The sequence below is a fragment of the Flaviflexus ciconiae genome (assembly GCF_003971195.1).
Taxonomy (GTDB): domain Bacteria; phylum Actinomycetota; class Actinomycetes; order Actinomycetales; family Actinomycetaceae; genus Flaviflexus; species Flaviflexus ciconiae.
Map to the genome: position 1 here is coordinate 941,281 of NZ_CP034593.1, position 14,123 is coordinate 955,403.

Consider the following 14,123-nt stretch of genomic DNA (forward strand, 5'->3'; position numbering starts at 1 on the left):
GATTAGCTCCGATACGTGTCGACGAACCTGGAAACAATAGTGTGGTCAGTGTATGCGGACAGGCACTCCTCGAGGACCTGTTTGTGCTGGTTAGGGGGAAAATAGGCCCCGCGATAGAACTCGATGCGGATCTGGATGCTTTCCAGACCAACCTCTGGATGAAACTGGGTGCCGTACATGTTTTTGCCGAACCGGATCATCTGGATCGGAGCAAGATCGGCGTAGGCAAGCACCGTCGCATTTGCTGGCGCAACACCGACTGCCTCGTTATGTCCCGTATAGGCCCGGAATGGGTCGCTAATTCCGCGCAGGAGCGGATCGGCTTTCCCCTCGTCCGTCAGGGAAATATAGGGGGCGGAAATGATCTCCGGAAAGTCCCTGGTGAGCGTGCCACCGGCGCGTTGCGACAGCATCTGCATGCCAAAGCAGAGGCCGAGGGTCGGGAAGTCCCGCTCGAGGATCTCGTCGCAAATATAGGTGAGGGCCTCTTCCGTCATGACCTGCGTTGGCGGCTTTGCCTCGGGCGCCGTCATGATGTTGTACGGCGATCCGGAGATCATGACTCCGCTGTAGTCGTCAAGGACAGGCCGGGGCCCCGGCTTGTCGAGATGAACGACGTCTAGGTCGCGCTCTCGAAGCCGCCCGAAGGCACGAATATCCGACAGTTCACGATCGGCTACCGTGCCACCCGGGCGACATACGAGGAACAGGAAGGGTTTCACGCGCGGAGGGTTGCCCCGAGGGCCTTGCCGGCCTGCTTGACGATCCGATTGCGTGCCGCCGCCGTCTCTTCCGCCGTCAGCGTGTGATCGCTACGGAAGACAAGGGCATAGGCGAGGGACTTCGTCCCTTCCTCCAGCTGACTTCCCGTGTAGATGTCGAACAGGGTGACGTCCTCGAGGATGTCACCGCCGGCCTCACGAATGATTGCCTCAACGGCAGCCGATGTAACATCATCGGCCACGACAAGGGCGATATCTTCCTTCGCAGCCGGGTGCGTCTCAACGGCCTTGACGGCGATCGGCTCATGGCCGCGCACCTCATCCATCACGTCCGCATCGACCTCGAAGGCGATGGAGCGTGCCGGAAGATCGAAGCGTTCGCATACCTTCGGGGCAAGTTCGCCCGCATAGCCAATGACGGTGCCGTTCGCTTCGATCCGGGCGCAGCGTCCCGGATGGAACGGTGCACGGGACTCTGCGTGAACCGTGGTCTTCAGCCCGAGGATACGAGCGAGAGACTGCACGGCCTCGATGGCATCGCGCCAATCCCAGGTGACGGCGTTCAGACCAGCGCGTCCGGTGTGCACCTGGGGAACGGCAACGCCTGCAATGCGGTACGGCTGGTTCGGGATCGCGGCATTCAGCCCGGCAAGCTCCTCATCCGAGGGACGGGCGCCACCGGGAAGCGGTGCCTGGGATGCGATGCCCTTCGGGTTCGTCACGACGCCCGCCTCGACGACTGCGGTGCCGGCATTCTGACGGGCAACGTTGAGGGCCGCCGTGTTCAGTAGCGTGTCGAGAATCGAGGTGCGCATAAGGGGAACATCGTCCTGGAGCGGGTTGCGCAGGCGGAGAGCAACGCGCCTCTCGTCGCCCGCGGGGATCTCTTGGAGATCGTGGGTCTTGGACGACACAAACGGATAGGAGAGCACTTCCGTCCACCCCATCTCGACCAGGGTCCTCATCATGTCGCGGCGACGGCGCTGCCTGTCGGTCAGGCCGCGTCCTGCCGGGGAGGCGGGAACGAGCGACTCGATCTCGTCGTAACCAATGAGCCGTGCGATCTCTTCCACGAGGTGGGCGGGACCAACGAGGTCGGGACGCCACGTGGGCGGCTGCACCTCGAGGGGGAATTCACCGGTCACCTCGCAGCCGATCTGCTGGAGGATGCGAGTCACCTCTGCGCTGTCCGGGGTGAGGCCCGTAAGCCTGGTGACTTCGGCCGGGTCGAAGGTGATGGCCGGGTAGGGAACGGTATTGTCGAGGTCGGTGACCTCTTCCCCAGCCGTGCCGCCACCATATTCTACGAGCAGGTCGACGACCTTCTGGGCCGCAACGGGAGCGATCTGCGTGTCAACCCCGCGCTCGAAACGCTTGGAAGCTTCCGACGGGAGGCGATGACGGCGTGAGGTGCGGGCAATGGAGATGGAGTCGAAGTGCGCGGCCTCGATGAGGACGTTCACGGTCGAGTCGCTGATCTCGGTGGATTCGCCACCCATAACGCCGGCAAGACCGAGGATCCGCTCCCCCTCCGTGTCGGTGATAAGGAGATCCTCCGAATGGAGGGTCCTCTCAACATCGTCGAGGGTGGTCAGCTTCTCGCCGTCCTTGGCACGGCGAACAACGATCGGCAGAGCCATCTTGTCCATGTCGTAGGCGTGGAGCGGCTGACCGAGGTCCAGCATGACGTAGTTCGTGACGTCAACGGCAAGCGAGATGGGCCGCATCCCGGCTTCCGTCAGGCGGTCCGTCATCCACTTCGGGCTCTTCGCGGTCGGGTCGATGCCGCGGACGACGCGGGTGACGAAGCGGTCGCATCCGACGTTGCCGTTGATCGGAGCAACGTCGTCAACGCGGACATTCTCATCGCCGCGGGGCTCAGGGAGCGGATTCTCAAGATTCTCGGGCAGACCGAAGTCGGTGAAGTTCGCTCCGGTGGAGTGCGAGAACTCGCGGGCAACGCCACGCATGGAGAAGCAGTAGCCGCGGTCCGGGGTCACGTTGATCTCGAGGGTTTCGCGGTCCAGGCCGAGGTAGCCCATGGCGTCCTCGCCAGGCGCGGGGATGCTGGCGATCGCAGCATCATCGTTTGCCTTGGCGAGAACGATGATGCCGTCGTGATCGTCACCGAGGCCGAGTTCCTTCGACGAGCAAATCATGCCGTCGGAAATGTGGCCGTAGGTCTTGCGTGCGGAGATAGCGAAGCCGCCGGGTAGTTCCGCACCCGGGAGGCTCACGACGACGTAGTCGCCTACGTCGAAGTTGTGGGCGCCGCAAATAATGCCGCGGGAAGCCATCTCGGCGGGTTCCTTGCCTTCGCCGGGAGCGTCGTTGTGCTCACCGACGTCAACGCGGCAGTAGTTGATGAGTTTGCCGTTCTTCTGCTCTTCTTTGGCGAGCGTGAGGACCTTGCCGACAACAATCGGCCCGGTCACCTCACCGCGGTGAATCTCTTCTTCTTCGAGGCCAACCTTGACGAGGTCGGCGGCAAGCTGTTCGGCGGTCAGGTTTTCGGGGGTCTCAACGTGGGCGGAGAGCCAGTCGATCGGGATGAGTGGCATGTCAGATGCTCCTTCCATTAGTTGAGAACTGTGCGGAGAAACGCACGTCTCCTTCGACGATGTCACGCATGTCGGCGATGCCGTGGCGGAGCATGAGTGCACGCTCCACTCCCATGCCGAATGCGAAGCCGGAATATTCGTTCGGGTCAATACCTGCCGAGGCGAGCACATTGGGGTTGACCATGCCGCAGCCACCCCATTCGATCCAGCCGGCGCCGCCCTTCTTTTGGGGGAACCAAATGTCGAGCTCGGCGGACGGCTCGGTGAACGGGAAGAAGGAGGGGCGCAGACGTGCCTTCGCGTCGGGACCAAACAGGTGCTTGGCAAGACGGTCCAGGGTGCCCTTCAGGTGTGCCATGGTCAGCCCCTTATCGACCGCGAGGCCCTCGACCTGGTGGAAAACCGGGGTGTGGGTCGCGTCAAGAGCATCGGTGCGAAAGGTTTTACCGGGAACGCAAACATAGATCGGAGCTCCCCGCTCTAGCATCTCGTGGGCCTGAACGGGAGAGGTGTGAGTGCGTAGGACGAGGCCGTCCTGGCGATCAACCTCGCCACCTTCGTCTACACCGTCGACGTAGAACGTGTCCTGCATCTGCCTCGCCGGGTGGTCCGGACCGAAGTTCAACGCATCGAAGTTGAACCATTCGTGCTCGACTTCGGGCCCCTCGGCGATGTCCCAGCCCATGGCAACAAAGAAATCGGAGATGTCTTCAAGCAGAACCGACAGCGGGTGACGGGCGCCAAGCGGTGCACGCCTCGTCGGGACCGTCACGTCAACGGTCTCCTCCACAAGAATCCGTTCCGCGGCCTCAGCTTCAAGCCGTTCAGTCGCTTCCGCGAGCGCGGCCTGGATGTTCTTGCGCGCCATTCCCATGATCTTGCCGGCGACGGGCTTGTCGGCCTTATCGAGGCCCTTGATCTGCTGGTTGGCGAGGGTAATGGGGGCGTTGTCGCCGCTGTGGGCGAGCCGAGCGGTCTTCAGTTCGTCAAAAGTGGTGGAGGCACTAAATGCTGCCTGTGCCGCTTCTACTGCGGCGCCCACTCCTGCTTCGTCGCGCGGGTCCAATCCCGGTGCTTGAGACATATCGGCCTTTCTCTTGGAAACCTTCCCCTATCCTAACGAACGCGGACGCCCGTCCTGTTATCAGAACACGATGTGGAAACGAGCACGCTGGGGATAGCCACGAAGCCGCGTGAACCATTCCCACCGTGAGACTGTTTGGTGGCCGAGGTTCCGAAGTCGTCTGCGAACATCATTTCCGTCCGCCTGGGCGAACCACGCCATTGATCATCGCGACAGGAACCAGTGAGGATAGGAACCAGTAAGGATAGGAACTAGTGAGGATAGCTCCGTGATCTTTCAGCCCGAACCCTGATGAAGCACTTTCCCAGGGTTTGCGCAGATCAGAGGCCTTTTTCCCTTGGCGTAATATGATGCGAGGGCTTGAGATGTGGACCACAATAAGTTTGTCAGAGACAGTACGTCATAACTATCGAAAGGATCTGTCATGGGTATTGATGACAAGGCCAATAACGAGTTTGAGAACGCCAGCGGCAAGATGAAGGAGGGCTTCGGTAAGGCTACCGACAACGAAGACCTTGAGGCCGAGGGTAAGGGCGAGCAGCTCAGCGCCAAGGCTAAGAATGTTGGCGAATCCGTGAAGGACTTCGCTCAGGAAGCTGGCGAGAAGATCAAGGGCACCTTCAAGAAGGACTAGCCGATAAGCGCCGATTCCAAGGCCAAACGGAAACCGACTTAACGGTTTATGGTTATGCCCGCCTTCCCGGCGGGCATAACCATTCTCGGAGCCAAGGCTGTCGGATGGAAGCGTTTACCAAGCAAATAGGTTTGTGCAGTAAGGAAGGCGGAACCCTTTACGGAACCCTTTATTGCACAGGGCGGACACGTACCCGTCGTTCTGTAACTTCCACTTACTGGTCACGTAGCGAGAGTCAGCCAGACCCGAGGAAGGTAGCTGCCGCAGAGTCTCGCCCAACAATCCCGAGGGTGGTCGTCTTCAAATTTTTCGGATCACCCGGGTTCGTGTCTGAGAGATCGCTGGCGAAGCCCAAATCTTCACTGCCGACGCCGAGTGCTGGCAACAGCTGCGGCGGCTTGGCGTTCGATACCGCTCGTCTTCTCCCCCGATTATCTGCTGACGTTGCCGCACGAGCATTGTTCCACCTCGCCTTACACCACGGCCGACCGGAACTCGATTGTTCTGACTGTTACTGACAGAGAAGGCTACGCACGGTCGTGGAGAACGGACGACCAAGTGGCCGTGGGACACACGCCGCGCATGACCCTGCCCCTACCACCGAATGGTGACTCCGCCAACATCACCGATGACTCCGTCGCTTCAAGGGATTGGTGCGCCTACGGCGTGGCAATTGAATTGAGCGATGCGATCCGATGCGGCGATCCCGGTCTGGGTTCGATTCAACACCCGGTAGCGATCAATGGGAAGGGTCCACCCACCGAATGACACGAAGGCACCTTGCCACGTATGGCGCTTTCGCGGACCGATCATTTATGCGGTGCCCGGGCCACACTGGGTGAGGTTGAGCCTGCGCCCCTCCCACCGCTCTCGTAACCAACGATCATGGCTTGCCACGATGACGGCACCCGGATAGTCAGGGATCGAGTCCTCGAGTTCGGTGGCAAGCTTGAGCGAGAAGTGGTTCGTTGGTTCATCGAGCAGGAGGATGTCCGGCGGATTTGCAAGAAGAACAGACAGCTCCAGTCTGCGGACCTGCCCGGTCGAGAGGGTACCGACGCGCCTTTGGACATCTCGCCCCGCAATCAAGCCAAAGGTGCCGAGCGATACGTGCTCAGCACGTTCTTCCCCAACTGCACGCACGTAGAGGCGCTCCACAGTCTCTTCCCGCCATGAGCCACGTCGCTCGGCTCCGGTATGACGCTCGAAGATCACACCCACTTCCTGCGCCAGAGATGCGATCGTGAGTCGGCTTGGGTGATGTAAGGTCCCATCAAACTCGGTAACAGCCCCCGCCAGAATCTTCAGCACTGTTGACTTACCGCTACCGTTTTCTCCCGTAATGAGGAGCCGGTCATGTTCTCTAATATCGAGAGAAACGGGTGCGAGCCTTCCCGGAATGGCGAGTCTGTTTGCGGAAAGAATCGTCCGCTGTCCCCCGTCACCACCGGTGTCAGCCCGCTCGGCCCCTTTGTCCTCAACGCCGGCGGAGAGCCCCGCGAAGCTCAGCCTCTTCGGCGGTTTGCGAACTTGGTCTTCTTCAAGCCGTTCGAGTGCACGCTCAGCATCCTTGACCCGCCGGGATACCACTTTGGCGTTCCGGTCCGAGTAGAACTTCTTCGCAATCTTGGCCTCGGTGCGCGGAGCACGGGATGAATGACCAACACTGTGGGACGACCCTACCCGTGCACGAGCTTCCTTGAGCGCCGCCTGTTCCTCATTAAATCGTTCCTCCCAACGCCTTCTTTCCGCTTCCCGCACGTCGAGATAGTCCGTGTAGGTACCGGTGTAGGACGTGATACCGAGGCCGGATCCCGGTGAATCATCTTGCGGAGCATCCCGAAACGGGCTCGGAGCAGGATCAAGATCAAGAATGACTGTGGCAACTTCATCGAGGAACGCTCGATCGTGACTCGCAATCACAACCGGCCCGGGCCAGGACGCAAGCATCGAGACCAGCAGGGCCGATCCCCGATCATCCAGGTGGTTCGTCGGCTCATCAAGCAGAAGTGTCTCCGGCCGCTTGAGAATCAGCCACGCGAGGGACAGTCTTGCCACCTGACCGCCCGACATGTGCAGAGCCTTTCGGGACAGGTCAATTCCGCTCAGCCCAAAGGCATCCAGAACGCGCTCGGCAATGGAGTCAATATCCCACGCATTCAATCGCTCAGCCTCGGCCAGCGCAGCTTCGTAGACGTCGGCGGCACGAGATAGGTCCTCTCGATTCGCATCCGGTCGCGCCATATCCGTCGCCGATCGTTCAATCGTCTCCAGCACGGCACGCTGCCTGCTTGTGGCATCCTCTATAACTTCCCGAGCGGTCCACGACAGCGGAAAGGGCGGCTCCTGGTGATAGTGCCCGACAGTTCCCGGCACGCGCGCTGAACCAACAAAGTCCTGATCGAGCCCGGCCAGGATCCTTAAGAGTGTTGTTTTACCGCTACCGTTCTCGCCCACCAGGCAGGCACGGCTCCCGGAGGGGACAGTGAAGCTAACATCTGTCAGCACGCGCCTATCGGGGAAAGACTTCGACACGCCCTCAACGCGGATATGGTTACCGCGGGAAACAGCTGAGTGAGCAAAACCGGGCACGGCAGAATGATGGTGATAATTCACAAGGGTCCTTGAAAGTGCAAAAAGTATCCGCCGGGCCTCGCCTCGGTCGCGGATCTGATCACTGCACTACTTCAACATGCTGAAGAATATATTCGAGCCAACACAGACGCGCAAGCCCCGCGGCGCTTTGGTGACGGGAGGCGAGCCAGAAATCGCTAGTTCTCCAACAACGAGTGCAACTGAATGCAACATATTTGCACACTCAAGCGGTTGCGACACGTACACATTATTAGCTCTATGACGCCATTTAACTGCTTAATTCAATGGCGAGTTGCTCAGCAAGTTGCCACAATAATGCAAGCACGCTTGTAAGCATTACAGGATTTGATACGATTGAGGTGTTCCAACCGGAACGGGTCCTCCGGGATCAAGTACACGGCAGTGCAGGGCACGGACCGCGTACCTGCACCCCACGACCACAAGGAGTTCGACTTTGTCGCGCATCATTGAAGCTCACGCTTACGCCCAACAGTTTGAGGCCTCGCACGAGACCGTTGACGGATCCAAGGATATTAACGCCTCGGCAATCCTTTCGTTCCTCGCTCTCATGTTCATCGTTGCAGTTGCAGGTCTGTTCCTGAACCTGCCCATAGTTACTCTTATCGCTAGCGCCGTCGCACTCGGCACGATCATCACTGCCGCAGTCAAGAACGCCCAGTACAACGCCTAGAACAGTGCCGTGCCGGGCACCCTCCAAACAGCGGAGGTATTCATCATCCGGCCTAAAGACGGATATCGGGACGTAGCCCTGCGGGGCACCCCGTGGATCTACTCGCGATTGACGCGAATGAGAAGACTTCAGCGGAGGCTCCCCCAGGGGCCTCCGCTTTCTTTACCAACAAGTGGCCGACACGACGACTAAACAGATAGCTACTTTTTGAGAATACATCCGTGGAGGCGCCGATATTTTGAATGGCTTTCTACTACGAGCGCGACTATCTACCCCAGGGCGGGGCTGCCTCCCGTTTTTCGTTAGAGACGATTGTGGGCGGGAACCAGGTTCAATGGTTTCCGCCCACATGCGTTCAGCGCCCACACATTACGCTGTTCGCACTGGCCCGACGAGAGGGCCACCATGCGTTGCCGAGACGCACGGCTGTCTTGTTACATCGCGGCTTCGGCTGCGATAAGGGTGTCGGCACCGAGCTTGAGGCCGGTGACGTTGTCGAACTTGCCGTCCTCATGCTCGATGTTGACGTTCATGTTCGGGTTGATCTCGTAGACGGCGCGGAGGAACTCGGTCCACCAGGCCTGGTCGTGACCGGAGCCAACGTGGACGAACCGCCATGCAGGATCCTCGGGCCATACCTGGCACCAGTGGTTCATACCGGACGGGTAGCGCTTCGACTCATCGGCCGGCGGGCGGCCGTGCGAGGTGTCGAGGACGCCACGGATACCGACGCCGGGCTCAATCTTCGTGTCCTTGGCGTGGACGTGGAAGACCTTGTCACCGAGGTAACGGGTGGCCTCAATCGAGTCCATCTGCTGCCACATGAGGTGCGAGGGGTCCATGTTGACGCCAACGTTCTTCGCGTCAATACGGTCGGCGAAGTCCATAAAGCCCACGGGGGTGAAGATCGTGTTGTGGGGATGGAGTTCGATTGCAAGCTTGACATTGTTGTCCTGTGCACGCTGATCCATCTCGCGCCAGTACGGGTCGAGCACCGAGTGCTGGTAGTCAAGAATCTCGCCATAGACACCATCCCAGGGGTTAACAACCCAGGAGGGGTACTTCGCATCCGGATCGGAGCCGGGTGCACCGGACATGCAGACGAGCTCTTCCACGCCGAGCTTGCCAGCAAGTTCAATGCCGCGCTTCAGGTCGTAGTGGTGACGGGGGCCGATGTCCGGGAGCGGGTTCAGGGAGTTACCGGAAGCGGTAAGGCCAGCGAGCTTGATGCCCTTCTCGTCGAAGAGGCCGAGGTACTCGTCGCGGGCAGCCTGCGATGCGAGGAGAGCATCGACGGGTGCATGAGGGGAGGGAATGAAGCCGCCGACGTTGATCTCAGCACCGGTCAGGCCGGCTTCCTTGAGAACATCGAGAGCATCAGCGAGGGGACGATCGTGGAGGCAGGCGGTGTATGCGCCAAGGGTCAGTGCCATGGAAATGGATCCTTTCAGTTAATTTCGACTGCGGCGCCGTTGTTGGCAGCCGATTCAGCGACAGCGTTCTGGATGCGGATGGCGCGGTAGCCATGCGCGAAGGAGGGAACCGGGGGAAGCCCCTCGTCGATACCGGCAACCTGGCCGAGGAAGGCCCGTGCCTGGAAGTTGAACTGGTCGATCTGGGTGGTACCCACACCGGCGAAGTCCATGGAGGAACCGCCCTTGAAGTACGGGAAGTTCTGACCCGTCAGGATCTGGCGGGGTCCGCGCATACCCGGCTCGGCCGTTTCGTCATTGAGGAGGATCTCGCCGCCGCGGGCCAGGTCGAAGGAAGCCTTCGCCTTCGTGCCCATGACGTCAAACATGAGAGCGTTCGGGTCACCAAAGGCAACGCGCGATACGGAGATTGAGCCGACAGCGCCGTTCTCAAACTCGGCGTTAAACATGGCAACGTCATCGTTTTCAACAACCTCGGTTGCTTCTGCCTCAACCGCCACGCCGCGACCGCCAGCAACGCCCTCCACAGCCGGGGACGCTTCTTGATCACGGTGGACAGGGTGGCACCGGAAATGCGCTTAATCGGACCGCAGATGAACTCGGCAACGTCGGTCATGTGCGAGCCAACATCGCCAAGCGCACCGGAGCCCATCGGACCCTTGTACCGCCATGCGATCGGCGTGTTCGGGTCAACGCCGTAGTCGCACCAGTAGCGACCATCGAAGTGGAACACCTCGCCGAGGTCACCATTCTGAGCAAGTTCAGCGATCTTCGCGATTGAGGCATGGCGACGGTAACCGAAGCCAATGCCGGTCACAACCTCGGGGTGAGCCTCAGCCACCTCGGTCATGGCCTTCGCGTCCTCAAGGGTGTCCGTCAGGGGCTTCTCGCACAGGACATGCTTGCCAGCAAGGATAAGAGCCTCAGCGATCTCGCGGTGGAGGCGGTTCGCAACAACGATCGACACGACATCAATGTCGTCCGCGGCCGCGATCTCCTTCCAGTCCGTCGTGTAGCGCTCGTAACCGTAGGACTCGGCCGAGGCCTTCGCGAACGGCTCGAATGCATCGCAGATAGCTGCGAGACGTACCGGGGGAAGAACTCCCGGCTCGTAGAGCGTAGATGCCTGGCGCCACGCATTGGCGTGGGTGCGGCCAGCCATGCCTGCACCGATGACTGCTACCGAAATGGGCTTCGTGGACATGGGACTCCTTCGTCAATATATCCTTTAATACGAGCGAGTTAACGCGCGTTAACAATGTCTTTAGAATAGCCCCGGCTCAAGAACAATGTCAATACAATTCGAGAAGGTTTTCCGATTTGACAACTGAGAGGTGCGTCACAGCTGGGTGGTCGAGTCGCCGAACGTCGTTCGCGCCCGCGAATAGACAGCGACTAGGAGGAAGTCCGGACAACGAGTTGAGGCGACACCACTATGTCGCCGCCGGACGGGCCGCTGTCGGCGGCAAGTGCCTCGATTGCATCGAGTGCGAGTTTCGCCTGAACGTCGGGTTGCTGGTCAATAGATGTCAGATCAAACCCAGCGTGACGGGCAAGGAACGTGTTGTCGTAGGAGATAATGCCAACATCGGAGCCGGGAACGATACCGGCTTGGCGGAGCTGGGAGACGACATCGATGGCGAGGTAGTCATTGTGGGCGAAGATGCAGACGGTGCCGGGCTCCCGCTTCGCCTGCGTGCCAAACTTCTCCGCACTCGCAACGGGGGTCATAACATCAACCTCAAGCCCGGCGGCTTCCGCCGCCGCAACAATGGCCGCCCTGCGGTAACCGGCAGCCTCAGAGTCGACGTCTTCTGCGAGGTAAACAACGCGGCAGTAGCCGCGGTCCACGGCGTGGGCGACGGCTATGCGCGCTGCCTCGAACTCATCGATATGGACAACGTGTGCCGGCCCGCCATCGTACGGCGACCCAGCAATAACGAGAGGGAGCCGGGAAGCGATAGAAACGTAGTGGCTTGCGGGGCGTGATGGGGTGGCAAGGATCAGGCCGCCGACCCGCATGGTCTGGAAGTGTTCGAGCATTGCTCTCTCCCGCGCCTCATCACCTGACGCGGTTGCAGCAAGAACCGTGTATCCGCGCGCTTCGCTTTCGGCTTGGAAGGCCGCAACGAGCGACTCAAAGTAGGGATTGCGCAGGTTTGGAAGAACGACACCGATAAGCATGCTCCGCGACGAGGCGAGGGCCGCCGCACCGAAGTTCCTGGAGTATCCGAGCCGGGCCGCGACCTCGCGAATACGCTCTTTCGTCTCGGTCGCAACTCGCGGGGAGTCAGCCAGCGCTAACGAAACGAGCCCGCGCGAGACGCCGGCCTCTCGGGCGACGTCGCTCTGGGTAATAGCAGCCTGCATAATTCTCCTCCGATAAAACTTTACGCCAGTGATGCCACTCCCCCATGATCGCCACGGCAAACGCTCCCATTATCGTCACCGCCGCCGTTGCTCACGATCGGTTACGTCGGTAGCCAGTCAGCACAAATAGTGCCCAGAGCCGACTCGGAATCGGACGAGAAAACCAGGAACGAGACAGGAAGAGAAAGGATTACCCGAGAAGAAACGGCCGAGAAACAGGCGACCTCGGAACGGCAGTCGACGAAGGGAAGCTCGGCAAAGGAAGCTCGGCAAACGAAGCTCAGAAAGGGGGCAATCCGGGACGGCAAGGGCGGCCCCGCAGGACCGCCCTTGCCGTTGGAATAGGAAGAAGCCCGTCAGTGTGACTGAAGGTCTTCTCCGTTCGGTTTTAGGAGTACTTCTTCTCCATCTCGACCTCAATCTGCTCCATGGAGAGTCCAGCCGTTTCTGGCATCCACTTCCACAGGGCGGCGAAGACGATGAGGTTGATGACGCCGTAGGTTCCGTAGGTCGCCATACCACCGAGGTTGTCGATCATGACCGGGAAGGTCACGGTGACAAGTGCGTTCGTGATCCAGAGGAAGAAGATGCAGGCGCCGTTGGCGATGCCGCGAACGTGGGCCGGGAAGATCTCACCGAGCATGGTCCACACGACCGTGCCGTTCGATGACTGAACGATCAGCATGAACACGCCCATGACTGCCAGGATGGCGAAGGCTGCGGCCGGGGCCGGGTTACCTCCCGTGTCCAGGTGCGGCTCGATGAGGGTTCCGAACAGGGCTGCGATGATGAACATGCAGACTGCCACGCCTGCGACGTCAACAAGGAGGATCGTACGGCGGCGGAACTTGAAGATCAGGTACAGGCCGAGAGAGGAACCGATGACCGACATGACGCCGTTAGCGACCTGTGCGGTAATGGCGGCCGACGTGGTCATGCCAGCGATCTCGAGGACCTTTGGCGCGTAGTACATGACCGAGTTGACGCCGGTCAGCTGGTTACATGCCGCCAGGAGCAGGCCAACCAAGAAGAGCTTTCGTAGCCATGGCGTCTGCCAGATGTCTCCAAAAGTTCCCTTCCGGGTACGGTTCTGCTCGATCTGAAGAGCGACGACCTCTGCCATCTCCTGCTCGATCGGCTCATCGCGATGATCGCGAACGCGCTTCAGGGCACCAATCGCATCAACGTAGCGGCGGTTGTGTGCGAACCAGCGCGGTGATTCCGGCATGACTCGCATACCGAACCAGAGTGCGATTGCAGGGATCGAGCAGAGCAGAAGCATGTATCGCCATGCCGAGCCGTTGCCAGTGTCAATAACCAGCTGATCAACAAACATCTGGAACGCTTCCTGGTTTTCAAACGTGCTCTCAAGCGAGGTGACGTTTGACCAGAGCTGTTCGCCGGATTGCAGAGTGCCCGTGGGGTCCTCGATAATCGTCAACTTCGGGCCGCCCGCCATCGTGTTGATGACCGCGTTGAACGAGAAGGCAGCAAGCTGACCAACGACGATCATAAGCTGGTCGATAGCGACGATGGTGCCGCGAATGCGCTTCGGAGCAGTTTCGGCCAGGTAGACCGGGACGGTTGCGGATGCTCCACCGACGGCGAGGCCGAGAACGAAGCGGGAAACGTACATGAAGGGCAGGTTCGGTGCGAAGGCCACCATGAGGGAGCCAACGAAGAACAAGATTGCCAGCAGCATGATGTTGTGGCGGCGCCCGAACCGGTCGGAAAGACGCCCACCGAAGAGTGCACCGAAGGCACAGCCGATGAGGAGGATGCCGCCGATAAGACCCTCTTCGAGAGAGTTCAGGTGCATGCCGCCAGCATCCCAGGGCATGTACATGTAGGGCAGGGCGCCCGAGATCACTCCGGTGTCGTAACCAAACAGGAAAGAACCGAGGCAGGCGATGCCGGCAACCCAGCCAATCGTACGATGCTTACCGGAGGGCTGTGTCTCCTGCACCATCCGGCTGAGTTTCTCGCCCGTGGGGTACCCCTCCAGGGGAGCATCATTGATTTTTGACATGGTC

At 60.1% G+C, this 14,123-nt stretch carries 10 protein-coding genes and 1 pseudogene; 2 read left to right on the forward strand and 9 right to left on the reverse strand.

Annotation, left to right across the window (positions count from 1 at the left end):
* Positions 1-2: 2 nt before the first annotated feature.
* The 3 genes from EJ997_RS04215 to pheS are packed head-to-tail and all read right to left on the reverse strand — an operon-like array spanning position 3 to position 4,367.
* Positions 3-722, reverse strand: coding sequence for a glutamine amidotransferase-related protein (locus EJ997_RS04215; protein ID WP_126703473.1), 720 nt, complete (start codon positions 720-722; stop codon positions 3-5).
* Positions 719-3,283 carry a phenylalanine--tRNA ligase subunit beta gene (gene pheT / locus EJ997_RS04220; protein WP_126703474.1) on the reverse strand — a complete coding sequence of 855 codons (2,565 nt, stop codon included), beginning with the start codon at positions 3,281-3,283 and terminating at the stop codon, positions 719-721. Before pheT ends, EJ997_RS04215 begins: the two co-directional genes overlap by 4 nt.
* A gap of 1 nt (position 3,284) precedes the next feature.
* Positions 3,285-4,367 (reverse strand): phenylalanine--tRNA ligase subunit alpha, encoded by a 1,083-nt coding sequence (pheS, locus tag EJ997_RS04225; RefSeq protein ID WP_126703475.1) that lies wholly within the window; start codon positions 4,365-4,367, stop codon positions 3,285-3,287.
* A gap of 424 nt (positions 4,368-4,791) precedes the next feature.
* On the opposite strand from pheS, the gene EJ997_RS04230 reads away from it, so the two are divergent.
* A complete protein-coding gene (locus tag EJ997_RS04230) occupies positions 4,792-5,001 on the forward strand; it encodes a CsbD family protein (RefSeq protein WP_126703476.1) in 210 nt (69 codons plus the stop codon).
* A gap of 813 nt (positions 5,002-5,814) precedes the next feature.
* Here EJ997_RS04230 and EJ997_RS04235 read toward each other — a convergent pair.
* On the reverse strand, positions 5,815-7,593 hold the full coding sequence (locus EJ997_RS04235) for an ABC-F family ATP-binding cassette domain-containing protein (protein ID WP_206501813.1): 1,779 nt from the start codon (positions 7,591-7,593) through the stop codon (positions 5,815-5,817).
* 457 nt (positions 7,594-8,050) lie between these two features.
* Between EJ997_RS04235 and EJ997_RS04240 the strand changes: the two genes are divergently transcribed.
* A complete protein-coding gene (locus EJ997_RS04240) occupies positions 8,051-8,287 on the forward strand; it encodes a hypothetical protein (RefSeq protein WP_126703477.1) in 237 nt (78 codons plus the stop codon).
* Positions 8,288-8,721: 434 nt separating this feature from the next.
* On the opposite strand, the gene EJ997_RS04245 is transcribed toward EJ997_RS04240, so the two are convergent.
* From EJ997_RS04245 to EJ997_RS04260, 5 genes and pseudogenes are all read right to left on the reverse strand, one after another.
* The gene (locus tag EJ997_RS04245) at positions 8,722-9,720 is read right to left on the reverse strand and encodes a sugar phosphate isomerase/epimerase family protein (RefSeq protein WP_126703478.1); all 999 of its coding nucleotides are present in this window, start codon (positions 9,718-9,720) and stop codon (positions 8,722-8,724) included.
* Between the two features lie 14 nt (positions 9,721-9,734).
* Positions 9,735-10,169, reverse strand: a complete 435-nt coding sequence (locus EJ997_RS13935) for a hypothetical protein (protein ID WP_323052632.1) — start codon at positions 10,167-10,169, stop codon at positions 9,735-9,737.
* A 167-nt stretch (positions 10,170-10,336) separates the two neighbouring features.
* Positions 10,337-10,924 (reverse strand): annotated as a pseudogene (locus EJ997_RS13940) (Gfo/Idh/MocA family protein); the annotation flags it as partial.
* A gap of 191 nt (positions 10,925-11,115) precedes the next feature.
* Entirely contained in the window at positions 11,116-12,090 is a 975-nt protein-coding gene (locus EJ997_RS04255) for a LacI family DNA-binding transcriptional regulator (RefSeq protein WP_126703479.1), read from the reverse strand.
* A gap of 388 nt (positions 12,091-12,478) precedes the next feature.
* Complete coding sequence (locus EJ997_RS04260; protein ID WP_126703480.1) at positions 12,479-14,119, reverse strand: MFS transporter; 1,641 nt, start codon at positions 14,117-14,119, stop codon at positions 12,479-12,481.
* Positions 14,120-14,123 lie beyond the last annotated feature (4 nt).

Excerpts from the sequence above, each read along its gene's own strand:
- pheT (WP_126703474.1), bottom strand. The coding sequence starts at position 3,283 with ATGCCACTCATCCCGATCGACTGGCTCTCCGCCCACGTTGAGACCCCC.
- pheS (WP_126703475.1), bottom strand. The coding sequence starts at position 4,367 with ATGTCTCAAGCACCGGGATTGGACCCGCGCGACGAAGCAGGAGTGGGC.
- EJ997_RS04230 (WP_126703476.1), top strand. The coding sequence starts at position 4,792 with ATGGGTATTGATGACAAGGCCAATAACGAGTTTGAGAACGCCAGCGGC.
- EJ997_RS04245 (WP_126703478.1), bottom strand. The coding sequence starts at position 9,720 with ATGGCACTGACCCTTGGCGCATACACCGCCTGCCTCCACGATCGTCCC.
- EJ997_RS13935 (WP_323052632.1), bottom strand. The coding sequence starts at position 10,169 with ATGTTTAACGCCGAGTTTGAGAACGGCGCTGTCGGCTCAATCTCCGTA.
- EJ997_RS04255 (WP_126703479.1), bottom strand. The coding sequence starts at position 12,090 with ATGCAGGCTGCTATTACCCAGAGCGACGTCGCCCGAGAGGCCGGCGTC.
- EJ997_RS04260 (WP_126703480.1), bottom strand. The coding sequence starts at position 14,119 with ATGTCAAAAATCAATGATGCTCCCCTGGAGGGGTACCCCACGGGCGAG.